Source organism: Pseudomonas fluorescens, assembly GCF_902497895.1.
Lineage (GTDB): Bacteria > Pseudomonadota > Gammaproteobacteria > Pseudomonadales > Pseudomonadaceae > Aquipseudomonas > Aquipseudomonas fluorescens_BP.
The window spans coordinates 32,568-52,177 of the sequence record NZ_CABVHQ010000017.1; the positions used below are offsets into that span (position 1 = coordinate 32,568).

Sequence of the window (19,610 nt, forward strand, 5' to 3'; positions counted from 1 at the left end):
AACCAATGGGTGGCAAAGTGACAGAGCTGTGGATGTTTTTTTTGGCCCTGGCGGTGGTGTACTTGCTGCCGGGTCCGGACATGATCCTGTTGCTGCAAACCGGTGCGCGTCAGGGTAAAGCCGCGGCGCTGGCCACCGCCGTGGGGCTGGCCCTCGCTCGCGGTTGTCATGTGGCATTGGCGGCGTTGGGCCTGGCGACCCTGTTCAAGGCCGCGCCCTGGACCTTTGAAGTGGTGCGCCTGGCCGGTGCCGCATACCTGTTGTGGCTGGGAATTCAGTGCCTGCGCTCCAACATGCTGCCAAGCCTGAACCCGGCCCAAGCGTCCACAAAGACCGGGTTGTGGCGTGAGGCCATTCAGCGTGGGCTGCTGACCAACCTGCTTAACCCCAAGGCGTTGCTGTTTTGCTCGGTGTTGCTGCCGCAATTCATCGACCCCCACGCCGGCCCGGTGGCGACGCAATTTGTCGAGCTTGGCGTGGTACTGGTGATTGTCGGGTTGTTGTTCGACAGCGGTTACGCGCTGGTCGGGGCCGGGCTCGGACGCTGGCTTGAGCGCAGTCCCTCGGCACAGCGAGTACAGCAATGGTTGTTTGGCAGCCTGTTGATCGGCTTCGCCCTGCGGCTGACGTTCGTGCAGCAAGCGTAGAATCTGTAGCCCGGCAAAAGGGTCAAAGGCTCCTCTTACCCCTACAAATCAAGCCGGCTTGCAGACGTGCGGCAGCCTGTTCCCAGGTGCCGGTCCTCCGACTGTTGGCGAGAATCACTCGAACCGCCAGCGCAAACCCAGCGCCGCGGGCCGGCGCACCACCTGTTCCACCTGCAGCTTCCAGAGCCGCTCGGCGCCTTGAAAGGCCTCGACCTGCGGCCCTTCAAGAATGATTTCGGTACGCCCACTGACCTGCAGCAAATCCCCCGTGATGAAATCGATGAACAGCAAACCGGCCCGCGGATTGAGCAACAGGTTGCCCAAGGTATTGAAATGCAGGTTGCCGGCGAAATCGGGAATGGTCAGGCAGTTGCCGTCGACCTGAACAAACCCGCTCTGCCCGCCACGATGGGAAACGTCTACCGAACGTTGCTTTTCAACCGCGACATAGCTGGCGACAAAAAAGGTGTCGGCTCCACGAATCATTGCGCTCGCGCGGTCATCCAGCGTGCTCAGACGCTGTACCGCAGACGCCGAGGGATTTGCGACGGGCACCGAGTCAAATTGGCGCAATTGAATGTACTGCGGGCAATTGCCGAACGCCTGTTCAACCGCCACGGTAAAGCCGTTAGCGGTCATCTCCCTGACTCGCCCATTAATTCGGTTGCGCCGCCGCGTATGCAGCTCGATCCCCAGCAAGCCGATCGCCGCACCAGCCTGTAATTGAGCCGGGTCATCCTGGCGCGGCAGTCTGTCCAGCTGCATCAGCACAGGCTCGGGAGAATGGGCGAAACCCGGCGGCCCCTCGAGAATACTGGCCCAAGGGTTACCGTCGGCATCCACTGCGCCGAACAGCATGAAGGGCAGTTTCTGGTAGAACTGACGATGCTGATCCGGCAGGTAATTGCGAATCACCTTGGGTCCGAATGCTTCCATGCGCTCAGCGACACCAACGTGCGCCTGCAACTGTTTCTCACCGGCATGCCAGGGTGATTGAAGGTTCATCGCGGTTTCCCCCTGCGCCGACGGCGCGGTCTGAACGGTCCAGCCTGACTGGACCGGGGTTCGCTGATCTCAGGCAGTTTGCAGGCCGGCCACCGTGCGCGGCATCGCGACAAACCCGGGCAAGGCTTCGATACGTTCCAACCAGGCGCGCACATTGGCATAGTCGTCCAGCGACACATTGCCTTCCGGCGCATGGGCGATGTAGCTGTAGCCGGCGACATCGGCAATGGTCGGTTCTTCGCCCGCCAGGTAGGGAGTATTAGCCAATTCCTGATCGATCACCTTGAGCAGGCTGTGGGAGCGGGCGATCACTTCTTCAGCGTTATACGGGGCGCCGAACACGGTAATCATTCGAGCCGCGGCCGGGCCTGAGGCAATCTGCCCCGCCGCGACCGACAACCAGCGCTGGACCCTGGCAGCGCCAACCGGGTCCGCCGGCAGCCAGCGGCCTTGGCCATATTTCTGCGCCAGGTACACCAGAATTGCATTGGAGTCGGCCAGCACCACGCCTTGGTCATCGATGACCGGAACCTGGCCAAAAGCATTCAGCGCGAGAAACTCGGGTTGTTTATGAGCGCCCTTGGCCAAGTCGACGAACACCAGTTCAGTCGGCAGGCCGAGCAACGAGAGCATCAACTCGACTCGGTGGGCATGACCGGAGCGTGGGAAGTTATAGAGTTTGATAGCTGGCCGGGACATGAAGGACTCCGCAGGATGATCGCGCAGTCCAGGACAGAGCCGCGCCGATGGGAGCTATTTTCTACCCGCGACGAAAACAACAGAATAACCAGATAACACAATCCATTATTTCATCAGGTGCAATAAAGGTTCAGGCCTTCAGCGCAGGATGCTCACGCAGCGTGTGCACCGCGAAATCGACAAAGCTGCGCACTCGCGCCGGGGCTTTGCGCCCGCCTTGATACACCACATGGATGGGCAATGGCGGCAGTTCGAAGTCTTGCAGAACGATTTCCAGTTCGCCGGCAGCCACCTTGCTCGCGACTTGATAAGACAAGACGCGGGTCAGCCCCCACCCCAGACACACCGCAGTGATCGCTGCCTGATTCGCGGTGACCACCAGACGTGGCTCGGGGCGAACGCTGAGCGCTGTACCCGCCTGCTCGAATTGCCAGCTCCTGACCTGGCCGATGGACGATGTCGCGACTATCCGTGCCTGACACAGGTCATCCGGGTGTAGAGGCCGGCCATGGGTCGTCAGGTAACCGGGCGAGCCGCAGATCACCCGCCGCACTTCCCCCACCAGAATCGCGTGCTGATTGCTGTCCGGCAGTTCACCGATGCGCACCGCCACATCAATGCCCTCCTCGACCATGCTCACCACAGGGTCGACGAGCAAGGCGTTGATGCTGACTTCGGGGAATTGATCCAGGTAAGCGACCATAACCGGTGTTACGAATAAATCACCGAATAACACCGGTGCCGTAATCGTCAGTTGCCCACGCGGCTGGGCATGGCTGCCCGCCGCCGAGGCTTCGGCCTCCTGGAGCTCGGCGAGGATGCGTCGACAGTCTTCCAGATAACGTTGACCAGCCTCGCTCAGGTACACGCTACGGGTAGTGCGCGTCAGCAGCTGTGCGCCGATGCGTTTTTCCAGCGCCGCGATCGCCCGGGTGACGCTCGCTGCCGACAGGCCCAAGCGCCGCGCCGCAGCAGAAAAACCCTGCTCTTGCGCCACGGCGAGGAACACCTGCATTTCCTGGAATCTGTCGATGGAGGCACCTCTTGGGCGAGAGCAAGCGCTAATGCCGTTTAGTTAAGCACCAGCTACCCCAAAAGATCGCAGCCTTCGGCAGCTCCTACGCCGACCGAGTTTACCCGTCGCTACGCCGATCACCCGTAGGAGCTGCCGCAGGCTGCGATCTTGGCGATCTAGCCTGCGCTGAAAGCCCTGGGGAACTGTGGAACAGCACCGGGCTGTGGATAACTCACTCCACCGTTACGGATTTTGCCAGGTTGCGCGGCTGGTCGACGTCGGTGCCTTTAAGCACGGCCACGTAATACGACAGCAGCTGCAGCGGAATGGTGTAGAGGATCGGCGACAGGGTGTCATGGATGTGCGGCATGTTGATGACGTGAGTGCCTTCGCCATTGGTCAGGCCAGCCTGTTCGTCGGCAAACACCACCAGCTCACCGCCACGGGCGCGAACTTCCTGCAGGTTGGATTTGAGTTTCTCCAACAGTTCGTTGTTCGGTGCCACGGTCACTACCGGCATGTCGGCGTCGACCAGCGCCAGCGGGCCGTGCTTCAGCTCACCGGCCGGGTAGGCTTCGGCGTGGATGTAAGAGATTTCCTTGAGCTTGAGCGCACCTTCCATCGCTACCGGGAACTGCGCGCCACGGCCGAGGAACAGCGTGTGCTTCTTCTCGGCGAACAGCTCGGCGGTTTTCTCGATGATGCTGTCCATGGCCAGGGCTTCACCCAGGCGAGTCGGTAAGCGGCGCAATTCTTCGACCAGTTCGGCTTCCACGCCTTTGGCCAACGTACCGCGGACCTGGCCCAGGGACAGGGTCAGCAGCAGCAGGCCAACCAGCTGAGTGGTGAAGGCTTTGGTTGAGGCCACGCCGATTTCGCGACCGGCTTGAGTCAATAGGGTCAGGTCGGACTCACGCACCAGCGAGCTGATGCCGACGTTGCAGATCGCCAGGCTGGCGAGGAAACCCAGTTCTTTGGCGTTACGTAGCGCCGCCAGGGTGTCGGCGGTTTCGCCGGATTGCGAGATGGTCACGAACAGCGTGTCCGGTTGCACCACGACTTTGCGGTAGCGGAACTCACTGGCGACTTCAACCTGGCACGGAATCCCGGCCAGCTCTTCGAGCCAGTAACGGGCAACCATGCCGGCGTGGTAGCTGGTGCCACAAGCGACGATCTGCACATTGCGGACCTTGGCGAACAGCTCGGCGGCTTGTGGGCCGAAGGCCTGGACCAGCACTTGGTTCTGGCTGAGGCGGCCTTCCAGGGTGCGCTGGACCACCGACGGTTGCTCGTGGATTTCCTTGAGCATGAAGTGACGGAACTCGCCTTTTTCAGCGGCTTCGGCACCGTCACGGTATTGCACGGCTTCACGTTCGACTGACTGACCGTCGACATCCCAGATCTGCACGTTGTCGCGGCGGATCTCGGCGATGTCGCCCTCTTCCAGGTACATGAAACGATCGGTGACTTGACGCAACGCCAACTGATCGGAGGCCAGGAAGTTCTCGCCCAGACCCAGACCAATCACCAGCGGGCTGCCGCTGCGGGCCGCCACCAGACGATCTGGCTGATGAGCACTGACGACTGCCAGGCCATAGGCACCGTGCAGTTCTTTCACAGTGGCCTTGAGCGCAACGGTCAGATCGCGCAAGTCTTTGAGTTTGTGGTTGAGCAGGTGGGCGATGACTTCGGTGTCAGTGTCGGAGGTGAACACATAACCCAGGGCTTTCAACTGTGCACGCAGGGCTTCATGGTTCTCGATAATGCCGTTGTGCACCACCGCCAGATCCCCGGAGAAATGCGGATGGGCATTACGCTCGCACGGCGCACCGTGAGTTGCCCAACGGGTGTGGGCGATACCGAGGCGGCCGACCATAGGCTCACCGGCCAGGGCTTGTTCCAGCTCGCTGACCTTGCCTGGGCGGCGCATGCGCTCAAGCTTGCCGGCGTTGGTGAAAACCGCCACGCCGGCACTGTCGTAGCCGCGGTATTCAAGGCGCTTGAGGCCTTCGAGCAGGATGGCTGTGATATTCCGTTCAGCGACCGCGCCAACAATTCCACACATGCTATTTCTCCTGGTTGACTGCCGCGCATATCAAGGTGATGCCGCGGGCCTGAATGTGCTCGCGTGCCTCGAGAGGCAAGCGATCATCGGTAATGAGGGTATGGACGCTGCTCCAGGGCAACTCCAGGTTGGGAATTTTGCGGCCGATTTTGTCGGCCTCGACCATCACGATCACCTCGCGGGCCACTTCCGCCATCACCCGGCTGAGGCCGAGCAATTCGTTGAAGGTCGTGGTGCCACGGATCAGATCAATGCCATCGGCACCGATGAACAGCTGGTCAAAATCATAAGAGCGTAGTACCTGTTCAGCGACCTGCCCCTGGAAAGACTCGGAGTGTGGATCCCAGGTGCCACCGGTCATCAACAGCACCGGTTCGTGTTCCAGCTCGCTCAGGGCATTGGCAACGTGCAGGGAGTTGGTCATTACCACCAGACCTGGCTGCTGACCGAGTTCGGGAATCATGGCAGCGGTGGTACTGCCGCTGTCGATGATGATCCGCGCGTGTTCGCGAATCCGCGTAACGGCGGCGCGGGCGATGGCCTGCTTGAACTTCGAGACGGGCTGCCCAAGATCACTCACCAGCTCTTGCGGCATGGTGATCGCACCACCATAACGACGCAGCAACAGCCCATTGCTCTCCAGAGCTGCCAGATCCTTGCGAATCGTGACTTCCGAAGTTTCGAAACGCTTGGCCAACTCATCGACACTGACTTCACCCTGCTCATTGAGCAAGGCGAGGATATTGTGGCGCCGTTGTGGTGTATTTCGTTTCGACATGGGCTGATAAGTTTCGTTTCGAAAGATAACGAAGGCAATCAAAACCCATTAACGAAACTTCGTCAAGTTCGCGGATAAAAAATATCTGTGGATAAACCAAAAAGATCGCAGCCTGCGGCAGCTCCTACGGAATTTCGTTCACCCGATATCGTGGATGGACTCAATCCCTGTAGGAGCTGCCGCAGGCTGCGATCTTTTAGCGATCTTCGCAGCTGTGGATAACTCAGCTCTTGTTGATTTTCACCGGACGCTTCCAGCCACCAATGTTCTTCTGCCGCGCCCGGCCCAACGCCAACTGAGCCTCTGGTACATCCTGAGTAATGGTCGAACCCGCCGCAGTGGTCGCACCATTGGAGATATCCACAGGCGCCACCAAGGAGTTGTTGGAGCCGATGAACACGTCTTCACCCAGCACGGTCTTCCACTTGTTGGCGCCATCGTAGTTGCAGGTAATGGTGCCCGCGCCAATGTTGGTGCGCGCACCCACCTCGGCATCGCCCAGGTAGGTCAGGTGACCCGCCTTCGCGCCTTCACCCAGGTGAGCATTCTTCAGCTCGACAAAATTACCCACATGGGCGCGGGCGTCCAGCACAGTCCCCGGCCGCAGACGGGCAAACGGCCCGGCATCGCTGCCTTCGCCCAGGACTGCGCCTTCGATATGACTGTTGGCCTTGATCACCACGCCTTTGCGCAAGGTGCTGTCCTTGATCACGCAGTTCGGGCCGATGACCACGTCGTCTTCGATAACCACCCGGCCTTCGAGAATCACGTTGATGTCGATCAGCACGTCACGCCCGACACTGACTTCCCCGCGCACGTCGAAGCGTGCCGGGTCACGCAAGGTGACACCCAGCGCCATCAGGCGACGACCTTCGCGCAATTGGTAGTGACGCTCCAGTTCAGCGAGCTGCTTGCGATCGTTGGCGCCCTGCACTTCCATGGCGTCATGGGGTTGTTCGGTAGCCACCACCAGGCCGTCCTTGACTGCCATTTCGATCACGTCAGTGAGGTAGTACTCGCCCTGGACGTTGTTGTTCGACAAGCGACCCAGCCAATCGGCCAGCCGTGCACCGGGCACCGCAAGAATCCCGGTGTTGCCTTCGCAGATAGCCTTCTGGGCGTCAGTGGCGTCTTTGTGTTCGACGATAGCAGCGACTTTGCCGTCAGCATTGCGGACTATCCGGCCGTACCCGGTAGGGTCGGCCAGGGTGACGGTCAACAGACCGAGTTGTTCAGGGTTAACTTTTTTCAGCAGGCGCTGAAGCGTCTCGACTTCGATCAGCGGCACATCGCCGTAGAGGATCAGTACGTTTTCAGCCGTCAGAAACGGCAAAGCCTGAGCCACGGCGTGGCCAGTACCGAGTTGCTTGTCCTGCAATACGAAGTTCAGATCGTCTGCGGCCAGACGCTCACGCACCACATCGGCACCATGGCCAATCACCACATGGATGCGCTGCGGATCAAGTTGCCGGGCGCTGTGGATAACATGGCCGAGCATGGAATTGCCCGCCACCGGGTGAAGCACTTTCGGCAGGGCCGAACGCATGCGCGTGCCTTGACCGGCAGCGAGGATTACGATTTCAAGAGACATGACTGGCTACCAATCCTGGGTGGTCAGCGGCTGCGACCAAAAATTGAACGGCGGAAAAAGAAAAAGGGTAGCCGAGGCTACCCTTTTTAATCAATCACACAAAAAGCTGATGGCTTAGCCGCCAAACTTCTTGCGGATCTGCTGGACGGTGCGCAGCTGAGCTGCGGCCTCGGCCAGACGTGCGGCAGCGGAACCGTAGTCGAACTCGGCGCCTCTGTCATGCAAGGCCTTCTCAGCAGCCTTGACGGCTTCCTGAGCGGAGGCTTCGTCCAGGTCGGCAGCACGTTGCACGGTGTCGGCAAGAACCTTGACCATGTTCGGCTGAACCTCGAGGTAACCACCGGAGATGTAAAACACCTCGGTTTCCCCACCCTGCTTGATCAGGCGGATCGGGCCCGGCTTGAGTTCAGTGATCAGCGGAGCGTGACCTAGAGCGATACCAAGATCACCCAGGCTGCCGTGCGCGACCACCATCTCGACCAGACCGGAAAAGATTTCTCCTTCCGCGCTGACGATATCGCAATGGACTGTCATAGCCATCTGCTTGCCTCAACCTGATTAGCGCCCGTTGCCGGGCGCCGGGATTACAGTTTTTTGGCTTTCTCGACCGCTTCTTCGATGCCGCCGACCATGTAGAACGCTTGTTCTGGCAGGTGGTCGTAGTCACCGTTGAGGATGCCTTTGAAGCCGGCAATGGTGTCTTTCAGGGAAACGTATTTACCCGAGGCACCAGTGAAGACTTCAGCCACGAAGAACGGTTGCGACAAGAAGCGCTGGATCTTACGAGCACGGTTTACCAACTGCTTGTCGGCTTCCGACAGCTCGTCCATACCCAGGATCGCAATGATGTCCTTCAGCTCTTTGTAGCGCTGCAACACATACTGTACGCCGCGAGCGGTGTCGTAGTGTTCCTGGCCGATAACCATCGGGTCCAGCTGGCGCGAAGTCGAGTCGAGTGGATCGACCGCTGGGTAGATACCCAGGGAGGCGATGTCACGGGACAGTACGACGGTGGCGTCCAAGTGGGCGAAAGTGGTCGCTGGCGACGGGTCAGTCAAGTCATCCGCCGGTACGTATACCGCCTGGATCGAGGTGATCGAACCGTTTTTGGTCGAAGTGATGCGCTCTTGCAGAGTACCCATCTCTTCAGCCAGGGTCGGCTGGTAACCTACTGCAGAAGGCATACGGCCCAGCAGTGCGGATACTTCAGTACCGGCGAGGGTGTAACGGTAGATGTTGTCAACGAACAACAGTACGTCGTTACCTTCGTCACGGAACTTCTCGGCCATGGTCAGGCCAGTCAGTGCTACGCGCAGACGGTTACCCGGCGGCTCGTTCATCTGACCGTAAACCAGTGCCACTTTGTCCAGAACGTTGGAGTCCTTCATCTCGTGGTAGAAGTCGTTACCCTCACGAGTACGCTCACCCACACCGGCGAACACGGAATAACCGCTGTGCTCGATGGCGATGTTACGGATCAGTTCCATCATGTTTACGGTTTTGCCTACACCGGCACCACCGAACAGACCGACTTTACCGCCTTTGGCGAACGGGCAAACCAGGTCGATAACCTTGATGCCGGTTTCCAGCAGGTCGTTGCCACCAGCCTGTTCAGCGAAGGTTGGCGCAGGACGGTGAATGCCCCAGCGCTCTTCGGTGTCGATCGGGCCAGCTTCGTCGATCGGGTTGCCCAGAACGTCCATGATCCGGCCCAGGGTCGCTTTACCGACCGGTACGGAGATGGCTGCGCCGGAGTCTTTGACTTCCAGACCGCGCTTCAAGCCTTCGGTGGAACCCATCGCAATGGTACGAACCACGCCGTCGCCCAGCTGCTGCTGAACTTCGAGGGTGGTCCCGGCCGCGCTTTGTACCAACAGCGCGTTGTAGATGCTCGGTACGCTGTCGCGTGGAAATTCCACGTCGATAACGGCGCCGATGATTTGAACGATACGTCCGCTACTCATAGCTGGATCCTCTGAATATTTGAACCGTTAAACCGCGGCAGCGCCGCCGACGATTTCCGAGATCTCTTGGGTGATCGCAGCCTGACGCGCCTTGTTGTAGATCAGCTGCAAATCGCTGATCAAGTCACCGGCGTTATCGGTAGCGTTCTTCATTGCGATCATCCGCGCAGCCTGTTCAGCCGCGTTGTTCTCGACCACCGCCTGGTACACCTGCGACTCCACGTAGCGGACCATCAAGCCGTCAAGCAGCTCCTTGGCATCCGGTTCGTAGAGATAGTCCCAGTGGTGCTTGAGTTTCTGATCCTGGGTCGCCACCAGCGGAATCAACTGTTCCACCGTAGGCTGTTGCGTCATGGTGTTGATGAACTTGTTGGACACCACGGACAGGCGGTCAATACGGCCGTCCAGGTAGGCATCCAGCATCACCTTGACGCTGCCGATCAGATCATTGATCGACGGCTCTTCGCCCAAGTGGCTGATAGCAGCGACGACGTTACCGCCGAAGTTGCGGAAAAATGCCGCACCTTTGCTACCGACCACGCACAGATCGATCTCTACGCCGCGATCGCGGTTTACCGCCATGTCCTTGACCAAAGCCTTGAACAGGTTGGTGTTCAAACCACCGCACAAACCACGGTCACTGCTCACGACGACATAACCGACGCGCTTGATTTCGCGCTCGATCATGAAGGGGTGGCGATATTCCGGGTTGGCGTTGGCCAGATGACCGATAACCTGGCGGATGCGCTCCGCGTAAGGACGGCTAGCAGCCATGCGCATTTGTGCCCTGCGCATTTTGCTGACCGCCACTTTTTCCATGGCGCTGGTGATCTTTTGCGTGCTTTTGATGCTCGCAATCTTACTGCGAATCTCTTTTGCGCCTGCCATGTAACACCTATCAGGTTAGCAAGCGGGAGCCTTGCGGCTCCCGCTGCGGCTTACCAGGTTTGGGTGGCCTTGAACTTCTCGATACCGGCTTTCATGCCAGCGTCGATTTCGTCATTGAAGTCACCCTTCACGTTGATCTTCGCCATCAAATCGGCGTGATCGCGGTTGAAGAAAGCAATCAGCGCTTGTTCGAAGCTGCCGATCTTGGCGATTTCAATGTCAGTCAGGAACCCACGCTCAGCGGCATACAGCGACAGCGCCATGTCAGCGATCGACATTGGTGCGTATTGCTTCTGCTTCATCAGCTCGGTAACGCGCTGACCATGCTCAAGTTGCTTACGGGTCGCTTCGTCCAGGTCAGAAGCGAACTGGGCAAATGCTGCCAGTTCACGGTACTGAGCCAGAGCGGTACGGATACCACCGGAGAGCTTCTTGATGATCTTGGTCTGAGCGGCACCACCCACACGGGATACCGAAACACCGGCGTTCACTGCAGGACGGATCCCGGAGTTGAACATGGCCGATTCCAGGAAGATCTGACCGTCGGTGATGGAAATCACGTTGGTCGGAACGAACGCGGAAACGTCGCCAGCCTGGGTTTCGATGATCGGCAGTGCGGTCAGGGAACCGGTTTTGCCGGTCACTGCGCCGTTGGTGAACTTCTCTACGTATTCTTCCGAAACGCGGGATGCGCGCTCCAGCAGACGGGAGTGGAGATAGAACACGTCGCCTGGGTAAGCTTCACGGCCTGGTGGACGGCGCAGCAGCAGGGAAATCTGGCGGTAAGCCACTGCTTGCTTGGACAGATCGTCATAAACGATCAGCGCGTCTTCACCGCGGTCGCGGAAGTATTCGCCCATGGTGCAACCGGAGTACGGTGCCAGGAATTGCAGTGCTGCAGATTCCGAAGCGCTCGCAGCCACGACGATGGTGTTAGCCAGCGCGCCGTTTTCTTCCAGCTTGCGAACAACGTTGGCGATGGTCGATTGTTTCTGACCGATAGCTACGTAGACGCAGAAGATGCCGCTGTTTTTCTGGTTGATGATCGCGTCGATCGCCAGAGCGGTTTTACCGATCTGACGGTCACCGATGATCAGCTCACGCTGGCCACGGCCGACAGGGATCATGGCATCGACAGCCTTGTAGCCAGTCTGTACAGGCTGGTCTACCGACTTACGCCAGATCACGCCTGGAGCAACTTTCTCGACCGCATCGGTCTCGGTGTTGTTCAGCGGACCTTTGCCGTCAACTGGGTTACCCAGTGCGTCGACTACGCGACCCAGCAGTTCCTTACCAACCGGAACTTCGAGGATGCGGCCAGTGCACTTGGCGCTCATGCCTTCAGCCAGAGACTGATAGGAGCCCAATACCACGGCGCCTACAGAGTCTTGCTCAAGGTTGAGGGCCATACCGAAGACGCCGCCCGGAAACTCGATCATCTCGCCGTACATGACGTCGGCCAGACCGTGAATCCGCACGATGCCGTCAGATACGCTGACGACAGTGCCTTCGTTACGGGCTTGGGAGGTCACATCGAGTTTGTCGATGCGGCCCTTGATAATTTCACTTATTTCGGAAGGATTGAGTTGCTGCATTGCTCTGCTGCCCCTTCAAACTCAAGATTTCAATGCTTCGGCAAGGTTCGCGAGTTTGCCGCGAATCGAGCCATCGATAACCAGGTCGCCGGCGCGGATGATGACACCACCAATCAGGGCAGCGTCCTCCGCAACTTGCAGGCGCACTTCCCGGTTGAGTCGTGCACTGAGAACCTTGGCGAGTTTGTCTTGCTGTTCTTGGTTCAATGCGAAAGCACTGGTGACATCCACATCTACCGATTTCTCTTGTTCGGCCTTGTACAGGTCAAACAGAGCGGCGATCTCCGGCAAAAGCGGGAGACGGTCGTTTTCGGCAACGACGTGAATGAAGTTCTGCACCTTCACATCAAACTTGTCGCCACACACGTCGATAAACGTGGTGGCCTTGTCTGCGCTCGTCAGTCGCGGGGCCTTGAGCACGCGCTGCATAGTGTCATCTTGCGACACTGCTGCAGCCAGGCCGAGCATGGCTGACCAAGAGGCCAGCTGCTTGTGGGACTGGGCGTGCTCGAAGGCTGCCTTAGCGTAAGGTCGGGCCAACGTGGTCAATTCTGCCATGATCGCCCTCGCTTAAATTTCAGCAGCCAGTTTGTTAACCAGCTCCGCGTGCGCGTTTTGATCGATTGTGGCACCCAGGATCTTCTCGGCGCCGCCAACGGCCAGAGCACCCAGTTGGGCACGCAGCGCGTCTTTGACACTGTTCAGTTCCTGCTCGATCTCGGCCTGAGCCTGAGCCTTCACACGTTCAGCTTCGACGCGAGCCTGATCTCTGGCTTCGTCGACGATCTGAGTACCGCGTTTCTTGGCTTGCTCAATGATTTCAGCTGCCTGTGCTTTAGCATCGCGCAGTTGATGACCCGCTTTCTCTTGGGCCAACTCCAGGTCGCGAGCTGCACGGCTGGCAGCGTCCAATCCATCCGCGATCTTCTTCTGACGTTCGTGCAAAGCCGCGATGACCGGAGGCCACACGAACTTCATGCAAAACAGTACAAAAATGAAGAACGCAACGGACTGGCCAATCAGGGTTGCATTAATGTTCACGCCAACACCTCGCTCGTTCGTTGTCCATCACCCTAATCAACTCGAAAATTCGAGTGATTAGCCAGCGAGTTGACCAACGAAGGGGTTCGCGAAGGTGAAGAACAGAGCGATACCAACGCCGATCATGGTTACGGCGTCGAGCAGACCGGCAACGATGAACATTTTGACTTGCAGCATTGGAACCATCTCTGGCTGACGCGCTGCGCCTTCCAGGAACTTGCCACCCAACAGGCCGAAACCAATTGCGGTACCCAGTGCACCCAGGCCGATCAACAGTGCAACAGCGATAGCGGTTAGACCAACTACAGTTTCCATCTTTCCTCCCGACTTTTACGTCGTATGGTTTAGGTTTTTTAATTTTTAAAGCGGTAAAACAAATCGTTTCATAGCCCTGTTCGGGCACCCTCTCGTTTGACCGAGAGGGACATCAGACCAGTCGAGACTGGTCTTAATGGTTCTCTTCGTGCGCCATCGACAGGTAGACGATGGTCAGCATCATGAAGATAAACGCCTGCAGGGTGATGATCAGGATGTGGAACACAGCCCACGCCCACTGCAGAACTATGCCCAGGCCGCTAAGCCAGAGCAGACCGCTGCCGAACATCACGGCGATCAGAATGAAGACCAGTTCACCGGCATACATGTTGCCGAACAGACGCAGTGCCAGGGAGATTGGCTTGGCAACCAGCGTCACGAACTCCAGCAGGAAGTTCACCGGAATCAGCAGGGCCTGAACGAAAACGTTCTTGCTGCCGAATGGGTGCAGGGTCAGTTCGCCGATGAAGCCGCCGATGCCCTTGACCTTGATGCTGTAGAAAATGATCAACGCGAACACCGACAGGGACATACCCAGGGTGGCGTTCGGGTCAGTGGTCGGAACGGCACGGAAGACCAGATGCGGGTCGCCGGTAATGATGGCAGCCAGCTTGGGAATCCAGTCGACCGGTACCAGGTCGACGGCGTTCATCATGAAGACCCAGACAAAAATCGTCAGTGCCAATGGCGCGATCAACGGGTTGCGGCCATGAAAGGTATCTTTCACGCTGCTGTCGACGAACTCGATCAGAACTTCGACGAAGTTCTGCAAGGCGCCAGGTTGACCGGAGGTCGCCTTTTTCGCGGCCAGGCGGAAAATCAGAATGAAAATCAGACCCAACGCAACAGACCAGCCGAGGGTATCGACGTGGAATGCCCAGAAGCCCATTTCTTTGGCCTCTGCTGCGGTGTGGGCAAAGCCCCAGCCACCGGTAGGTAGCTGACCGAAAGTCAGGTTCTGCAAGTGGTGCTGGATATAGCCCGAAGCGGTTTCTGCTGCCATGGTTGCCTCAAACGCCCTAAGGTCTCGAAAGTCTTGTTTTCATAAGCAGGGGTGCGAACCAGCTGACCAGTTGGGTCAGCACGAAGACGCCGAATACAGCTAGCGGCGCCAATGGCTTCACACCTGCGAACGTCAATGCAAACAGCACTGCCGTCAAAATCAGTTTGCCCGCCTCGCCGGCATAAAATGACCGGACGATGGCTTGAGCTGCCCGGGCGCCGGAAAACCGAAATGCCCGGTGAGCAAAATACGCGTTGGGCAGCAAGGCTATCAGGCCTCCGCAGAGACCCGAGTAACCGGCTACGACTCCATGCCAGTACCAGAGCGCCAAAGCGGCCAGTACCATAACGACAAATTGAGCCAGTAGCACCGGAAATACGGCCAGACGATGGAAGGGCAAGCGATTTGGCATGCGGCTCTCCATCGATATTGCTCCCCAGGAATCGGCTGCCGGAACGCTTAAACTGGCATAATTTGTGCCGACAAAATGCGCGCAGAGTATAGGGGCGCTTCCGCCCCTATTCAACTGCCAGGTAGTGTTTTTTGACTGCTGCTACATATGGAATTGTTTCAGCGGATGTGTGCGAGAACGCCCTGCAATTCATCCAGGGAGTTATAACCAATGACCAACTGCCCCTTGCCCTTCTTCCCGTGGCGAATCTGTACCGCAGAGCCCAGGCGCTCGGCCAGACGCTGTTCGAGACGGGCGATATCCGGGTCGGGTTTGGTGGGTTCGGCGGGCTCTTGTTTGCCACTCAACCACTGGCGAACCAGGGCTTCAGTCTGGCGTACAGTCAGACCTCGTGCGACAACGTGTCGCGCCCCTTCGACTTGTTGATTTTCCGGTAAACCGAGCAATGCACGTGCGTGACCCATTTCCAGGTCACCATGAGACAGCATGGTTTTGATGACTTCAGGTAACGCAATCAGGCGCAGCAAGTTGGCCACGGTCACCCGGGATTTACCCACGGCTTCGGCAACTTGCTGCTGAGTCAGCTGGAATTCCTGCTGCAAGCGCTGCAGGGCCACCGCTTCCTCGATCGGATTGAGGTCTTCGCGCTGAATGTTCTCGATCAGCGCCATGGCGATGGCGGTCTCATCCGGCACGTCGCGAACCATCGCCGGGATGGTTTCCTGGCCGGCCTGCTGGCTGGCACGCCAACGGCGTTCCCCCGCAATGATCTCAAAGCGACCAGCGCCGATCGGACGAACCACTATGGGTTGCATCACCCCCTGGGCCTTGATCGACTGGGCGAGCTCTTCCAGCGCCTGTGGGTCCATGTCCCGACGCGGCTGATACTTGCCGCGTTGAATCAGGTCCAGCGGCAGATGCTGCAGCTCACGCTGATCGGCCTGCACCGCCTGCTCTTCCAGCGAGCTGACAGTCGGACCACTCAGCAGTGCATCCAGTCCACGTCCGAGACCTCGTTTCTTGACGGCCATGGGGATTCCTTAAGTTGCCGGAGCAGCGGCGATGCGTGAGTTACGACGTTGACGACGAACCAGCTCGCCCGCCAGGGCCAGGTAAGCGATCGCGCCACGGGATTGTTTGTCATACACCAGCGCCGGCATGCCATAACTCGGTGCTTCGGCCAGCCGGATGTTGCGCGGAATCACAGTGTCGTAGAGCTGCTCGCCGAAGTGTTCCTTGAGCTGCGCCGAAACGTCGTTCATCAGACTCAGCCGCGGGTCATACATGGTCCGCAGCAGGCCTTCGACTTTCAGGTTCGGGTTCAGCAGTTCAGCGATTCGCTTGATGTTGTCCACAAGGTCGCTCAAGCCTTCGAGTGCGAAGTACTCGCACTGCATGGGGATAATCACCCCATCGGCGGCGACCAGCGCGTTGAGCGTAAGCATCGACAGCGAAGGTGGACAATCGATCAAAATGTAATCGTAGTTTTCGCGAATCGGCGCCAGGGCGCTGCGCAGACGGCTTTCTTTCATCTGCATTTCCAGCAGAACGACTTCTGCCGCCGTCAGATCGCGGTTAGCCGGCAGCAGCTGATAACCGCCATGTTCGGAAAAATGCATGGCCTGGGCCAGATCGCATTCGCCGATCAGCAGGTCATAGACCGAATTTTCCAGGTTGTGTTTATCCACACCGCTACCCATGGTGGCGTTGCCTTGTGGATCCAGATCGATCAACAGCACCCGACGCTTGGTAGCGACCAGCGATGCTGCGAGGTTGATACAGGTGGTGGTCTTGCCCACACCACCCTTTTGGTTCGCTATCGCGAATACCTTAGCCATTCTTGCTTGTATTCCCAATCATGCCGTGCGGCGCAGTATCAGCAAATGGCGTTGGCCTTGGCAACCGGGTACGGCCAGGGCGTGTGCGCTATCGAGGTGGAAGTCTGCCGGCAATGCTACCAGTTCATCCGCCGGATGCAGGCCTTTCATTGCCAACCAACGTGTATCGAGGTCGCCCAGATGGCGCGTCCAGTTGGCGAAATCTTCCAGACTGCTGAACGCTCGGGAGACGATCCCGGTGAAGGGTAGTTCAGGTTGGAAGGCTTCGACCCGACTGTGGATAACTTGCAGGTTGTCCAGCTTGAGCTCCAGTTTGACCTGGGTCAGGAAGCGGGTTTTCTTGCCGTTGCTGTCCAGAACCGTCACTTGCGAGTCGGGAAACAGGATCGCCAACGGAATCCCCGGCATGCCGCCACCGCTGCCGACATCCAGCCAGCGGCCATTCTCGATGAAGGCCATGACGCTCAGGCTGTCGAGCAAATGCCGCGAAACCATTTCGTCGGGGTCGCGTACCGCCGTGAGGTTGTACGCCTTGTTCCATTTGATCAACAGGGCCAGATAAGCCAGCAACTGAGCGTGCTGGGCTTCTGTCAGGGGGACGCCGAGCTGGCGAGCACCTGTGGATAATTCTTCGGCATGTTGCGAGGTGACCAACGAACTCAAGCGCTTTGCTCCAACTGACGGCCCGCGCCGCGTTTTTTCAAATGAATCATCAACAGGGAAATCGCCGCCGGGGTAACACCCGGGATCCGCGAAGCCTGGCCCAACGTTTCAGGGCGAGTTATCCCCAACTTGCTCTGAATCTCTTTCGAGAGACCGGAGATATTCGTGTAATCGATATCCACAGGCAGTTTGGTGTCTTCACTGGCCCGCAGACGCGCGATCTCGTCCTGCTGACGATCGATGTAACCGGCGTACTTGGTTTTGATCTCGACCTGTTCGGCAACCAGTGGATCAATCGCGCCGTCACCGGTGATCGCGATCAATCCGGCGTAGTCGATTTCCGGGCGGGTCAGCAGGTTCAGCAGATTGTATTCGTGGGTCAGAGGCGTGCCGAATTTTTCGGCAATCGCATCGCCCTGCTCGGTGCCCGGGCGAACCCAGGTACTTTTCAGGCGCTGCTCTTCCAGTTCGATGCTTTCGCGTTTGGTGCAGAAAGCCGCCCAACGCGCGTCATCCACCAGACCCAGTTCACGACCTTTTTCGGTCAGACGCAGGTCGGCGTTGTCTTCGCGCAGGATCAGCCGGTACTCGGCGCGGGAAGTAAACATCCGGTACGGTTCTTGAGTGCCCAGGGTGATCAGGTCGTCGACCAACACCCCGATGTACGCCTCATCCCGACGTGGACACCAGCTGTCTTTGCCTTGCGCACGCAGTGCAGCGTTGGTTCCGGCGAGCAAACCCTGGGCGCCGGCTTCTTCGTAACCGGTGGTGCCGTTGATTTGTCCGGCGAAGAACAAACCACCGATCACTTTGGTTTCCAGGCTGTACTTCAGATCCCGCGGATCGAAGTAATCGTATTCGATGGCGTAGCCAGGACGAACGATATGCGCGTTTTCCATCCCGCGAATCGACTGCACGATCTGGATCTGCACGTCGAACGGCAAGGAAGTGGAAATCCCGTTCGGGTACAGCTCGTGGGTCGTCAGACCTTCCGGCTCGATGAAGACCTGATGGCTTTCCTTGTCGGCAAAGCGATGGATCTTGTCTTCGATCGAAGGGCAGTAACGCGGGCCGATACCTTCGATAACCCCGGAATACATCGGCGAACGATCGAGGTTCGCGGCAATGATTTCGTGGGTTCGGGCGTTGGTATGGGTAATCCAGCAGCTGACCTGCGCGGGATGCTGTTCCTTGGAACCGAGAAACGACATCACTGGAATCGGCGTATCGCCCGGTTGCTCGGTCATCACCGAGAAATCCACGGAACGGCCGTCGATTCGCGGCGGGGTGCCGGTTTTCAGGCGACCGACCCGCAAAGGCAGCTCGCGCAGACGTTGTGCCAGGGCAATCGAAGGTGGATCACCCGCGCGGCCGCCGGAATAGTTCTGCATCCCGATGTGGATAAGTCCACCGAGGAAGGTCCCGGTGGTCAATACCACCGAGTCGGCAAGGATTCGCAGACCCATCTGGGTCACAACGCCGCGGACTTGATCCTGTTCAACGATCAGGTCATCGCAGGCTTGCTGGAATATCCACAGGTTGGGCTGGTTCTCGAGAATTTCGCGAACAGCGGCCTTGTACAGAATCCGATCGGCCTGAGCACGTGTAGCGCGTACGGCTGGGCCTTTACGGCTGTTCAGCACACGAAACTGAATACCACCTTTGTCGGTAGCCATGGCCATCGCGCCGCCAAGGGCGTCGATTTCCTTGACCAGATGGCTTTTGCCAATGCCGCCGATCGCCGGGTTGCAGCTCATTTGCCCGAGGGTTTCCACGTTATGCGTAAGCAGTAGGGTTTTCACTCCCATGCGTGCTGACGCTAGTGCTGCCTCGGTACCGGCATGACCGCCGCCGATGACGATCACTTCAAAACGGGAAGGGAAATCCACCACGCACCTCGTGCCTGCTTCTGAATGGGTAAAAAGGGATGGGTTATTGGAGCTAGGCGGCAAGTATAGGGACTTCGCCTCTCCTAAAGAACCCTTTGCACAAAATTTAACCAGCTGTGGATGAATCACGAATAATAGAAATTAAAAGAGAGAAAAGTATTAAATCTTTGTTTTTATGTTTATTTCTACTGAGGCACTTTTC

The 19,610-nt window shown here is 58.3% G+C and carries 19 protein-coding genes and 1 pseudogene; 1 reads left to right on the forward strand and 19 read right to left on the reverse strand.

Annotated features, from left to right (window positions below; genetic code table 11):
* Positions 1–17: 17 nt before the first annotated feature.
* On the forward strand, positions 18–647 hold the full coding sequence (locus F8N21_RS11065; protein ID WP_150642231.1) for a LysE family translocator: 630 nt from the start codon (positions 18–20) through the stop codon (positions 645–647).
* Between the two features lie 55 nt (positions 648–702).
* On the opposite strand, the pseudogene F8N21_RS11070 reads toward F8N21_RS11065, so the two are convergent.
* The 19 genes and pseudogenes from F8N21_RS11070 to mnmG all read right to left on the reverse strand — a co-directional run.
* A pseudogene (locus tag F8N21_RS11070) lies at positions 703–1,652 on the reverse strand (pyridoxamine 5'-phosphate oxidase family protein); the annotation flags it as partial.
* A 69-nt stretch (positions 1,653–1,721) separates the two neighbouring features.
* Positions 1,722–2,351: a glutathione S-transferase family protein gene (locus F8N21_RS11075; RefSeq protein WP_150642168.1), complete on the reverse strand. Its 630-nt coding sequence runs from the start codon at positions 2,349–2,351 to the stop codon at positions 1,722–1,724.
* A 130-nt stretch (positions 2,352–2,481) separates the two neighbouring features.
* Complete coding sequence (locus F8N21_RS11080) at positions 2,482–3,384, reverse strand: LysR family transcriptional regulator (RefSeq protein WP_150642169.1); 903 nt, start codon at positions 3,382–3,384, stop codon at positions 2,482–2,484.
* A 214-nt stretch (positions 3,385–3,598) separates the two neighbouring features.
* Positions 3,599–5,431, reverse strand: a complete 1,833-nt coding sequence (gene glmS, locus F8N21_RS11085; RefSeq protein ID WP_150642170.1) for a glutamine--fructose-6-phosphate transaminase (isomerizing) — start codon at positions 5,429–5,431, stop codon at positions 3,599–3,601.
* 1 nt (position 5,432) lies between these two features.
* Positions 5,433–6,209, reverse strand: coding sequence for a DeoR/GlpR family DNA-binding transcription regulator (locus F8N21_RS11090; protein ID WP_150642171.1), 777 nt, complete (start codon positions 6,207–6,209; stop codon positions 5,433–5,435).
* Positions 6,210–6,432: 223 nt separating this feature from the next.
* Positions 6,433–7,800, reverse strand: coding sequence for a bifunctional UDP-N-acetylglucosamine diphosphorylase/glucosamine-1-phosphate N-acetyltransferase GlmU (glmU, locus tag F8N21_RS11095; RefSeq protein WP_150642172.1), 1,368 nt, complete (start codon positions 7,798–7,800; stop codon positions 6,433–6,435).
* 114 nt (positions 7,801–7,914) lie between these two features.
* Complete coding sequence (locus F8N21_RS11100) at positions 7,915–8,340, reverse strand: F0F1 ATP synthase subunit epsilon (RefSeq protein WP_150642173.1); 426 nt, start codon at positions 8,338–8,340, stop codon at positions 7,915–7,917.
* Positions 8,341–8,384: 44 nt separating this feature from the next.
* Positions 8,385–9,764, reverse strand: a complete 1,380-nt coding sequence (atpD, locus tag F8N21_RS11105) for a F0F1 ATP synthase subunit beta (RefSeq protein ID WP_150642174.1) — start codon at positions 9,762–9,764, stop codon at positions 8,385–8,387.
* Between the two features lie 27 nt (positions 9,765–9,791).
* Positions 9,792–10,652, reverse strand: coding sequence for a F0F1 ATP synthase subunit gamma (gene atpG / locus F8N21_RS11110; RefSeq protein ID WP_150642175.1), 861 nt, complete (start codon positions 10,650–10,652; stop codon positions 9,792–9,794).
* A gap of 50 nt (positions 10,653–10,702) precedes the next feature.
* Positions 10,703–12,247 carry a F0F1 ATP synthase subunit alpha gene (gene atpA / locus F8N21_RS11115; RefSeq protein WP_150642176.1) on the reverse strand — a complete coding sequence of 515 codons (1,545 nt, stop codon included), beginning with the start codon at positions 12,245–12,247 and terminating at the stop codon, positions 10,703–10,705.
* 21 nt (positions 12,248–12,268) lie between these two features.
* Positions 12,269–12,805 (reverse strand): F0F1 ATP synthase subunit delta, encoded by a 537-nt coding sequence (locus tag F8N21_RS11120; protein WP_150642177.1) that lies wholly within the window; start codon positions 12,803–12,805, stop codon positions 12,269–12,271.
* A 12-nt stretch (positions 12,806–12,817) separates the two neighbouring features.
* Positions 12,818–13,288 carry a F0F1 ATP synthase subunit B gene (locus F8N21_RS11125; protein WP_150642178.1) on the reverse strand — a complete coding sequence of 157 codons (471 nt, stop codon included), beginning with the start codon at positions 13,286–13,288 and terminating at the stop codon, positions 12,818–12,820.
* A 57-nt stretch (positions 13,289–13,345) separates the two neighbouring features.
* Positions 13,346–13,603, reverse strand: a complete 258-nt coding sequence (gene atpE, locus F8N21_RS11130; RefSeq protein ID WP_002555987.1) for a F0F1 ATP synthase subunit C — start codon at positions 13,601–13,603, stop codon at positions 13,346–13,348.
* A 133-nt stretch (positions 13,604–13,736) separates the two neighbouring features.
* Positions 13,737–14,606: a F0F1 ATP synthase subunit A gene (gene atpB, locus F8N21_RS11135; RefSeq protein ID WP_150642179.1), complete on the reverse strand. Its 870-nt coding sequence runs from the start codon at positions 14,604–14,606 to the stop codon at positions 13,737–13,739.
* A gap of 16 nt (positions 14,607–14,622) precedes the next feature.
* Entirely contained in the window at positions 14,623–15,030 is a 408-nt protein-coding gene (locus F8N21_RS11140) for a F0F1 ATP synthase subunit I (RefSeq protein WP_150642180.1), read from the reverse strand.
* A gap of 146 nt (positions 15,031–15,176) precedes the next feature.
* The gene (locus F8N21_RS11145) at positions 15,177–16,049 is read right to left on the reverse strand and encodes a ParB/RepB/Spo0J family partition protein (protein ID WP_150642181.1); all 873 of its coding nucleotides are present in this window, start codon (positions 16,047–16,049) and stop codon (positions 15,177–15,179) included.
* 9 nt (positions 16,050–16,058) lie between these two features.
* Complete coding sequence (locus F8N21_RS11150; RefSeq protein WP_150642182.1) at positions 16,059–16,856, reverse strand: ParA family protein; 798 nt, start codon at positions 16,854–16,856, stop codon at positions 16,059–16,061.
* A gap of 18 nt (positions 16,857–16,874) precedes the next feature.
* Positions 16,875–17,519 (reverse strand): 16S rRNA (guanine(527)-N(7))-methyltransferase RsmG, encoded by a 645-nt coding sequence (gene rsmG / locus F8N21_RS11155; RefSeq protein ID WP_150642183.1) that lies wholly within the window; start codon positions 17,517–17,519, stop codon positions 16,875–16,877.
* Positions 17,516–19,408, reverse strand: coding sequence for a tRNA uridine-5-carboxymethylaminomethyl(34) synthesis enzyme MnmG (gene mnmG / locus F8N21_RS11160; RefSeq protein ID WP_150642184.1), 1,893 nt, complete (start codon positions 19,406–19,408; stop codon positions 17,516–17,518). Before mnmG ends, rsmG begins: the two co-directional genes overlap by 4 nt.
* Between the last annotated feature and the right edge of the window lie 202 nt (positions 19,409–19,610).

What these genes read in the sequence shown, in the direction of transcription:
- F8N21_RS11150 (WP_150642182.1), bottom strand. Translation starts at nt 16,856, where the DNA reads ATGGCTAAGGTATTCGCGATAGCGAACCAAAAGGGTGGTGTGGGCAAG.
- F8N21_RS11145 (WP_150642181.1), bottom strand. Translation starts at nt 16,049, where the DNA reads ATGGCCGTCAAGAAACGAGGTCTCGGACGTGGACTGGATGCACTGCTG.
- atpB (WP_150642179.1), bottom strand. Translation starts at nt 14,606, where the DNA reads ATGGCAGCAGAAACCGCTTCGGGCTATATCCAGCACCACTTGCAGAAC.
- F8N21_RS11140 (WP_150642180.1), bottom strand. Translation starts at nt 15,030, where the DNA reads ATGGAGAGCCGCATGCCAAATCGCTTGCCCTTCCATCGTCTGGCCGTA.
- F8N21_RS11120 (WP_150642177.1), bottom strand. Translation starts at nt 12,805, where the DNA reads ATGGCAGAATTGACCACGTTGGCCCGACCTTACGCTAAGGCAGCCTTC.
- glmS (WP_150642170.1), bottom strand. Translation starts at nt 5,431, where the DNA reads ATGTGTGGAATTGTTGGCGCGGTCGCTGAACGGAATATCACAGCCATC.
- F8N21_RS11075 (WP_150642168.1), bottom strand. Translation starts at nt 2,351, where the DNA reads ATGTCCCGGCCAGCTATCAAACTCTATAACTTCCCACGCTCCGGTCAT.
- atpE (WP_002555987.1), bottom strand. Translation starts at nt 13,603, where the DNA reads ATGGAAACTGTAGTTGGTCTAACCGCTATCGCTGTTGCACTGTTGATC.
- atpD (WP_150642174.1), bottom strand. Translation starts at nt 9,764, where the DNA reads ATGAGTAGCGGACGTATCGTTCAAATCATCGGCGCCGTTATCGACGTG.
- atpA (WP_150642176.1), bottom strand. Translation starts at nt 12,247, where the DNA reads ATGCAGCAACTCAATCCTTCCGAAATAAGTGAAATTATCAAGGGCCGC.
- F8N21_RS11100 (WP_150642173.1), bottom strand. Translation starts at nt 8,340, where the DNA reads ATGGCTATGACAGTCCATTGCGATATCGTCAGCGCGGAAGGAGAAATC.
- atpG (WP_150642175.1), bottom strand. Translation starts at nt 10,652, where the DNA reads ATGGCAGGCGCAAAAGAGATTCGCAGTAAGATTGCGAGCATCAAAAGC.
- F8N21_RS11090 (WP_150642171.1), bottom strand. Translation starts at nt 6,209, where the DNA reads ATGTCGAAACGAAATACACCACAACGGCGCCACAATATCCTCGCCTTG.
- glmU (WP_150642172.1), bottom strand. Translation starts at nt 7,800, where the DNA reads ATGTCTCTTGAAATCGTAATCCTCGCTGCCGGTCAAGGCACGCGCATG.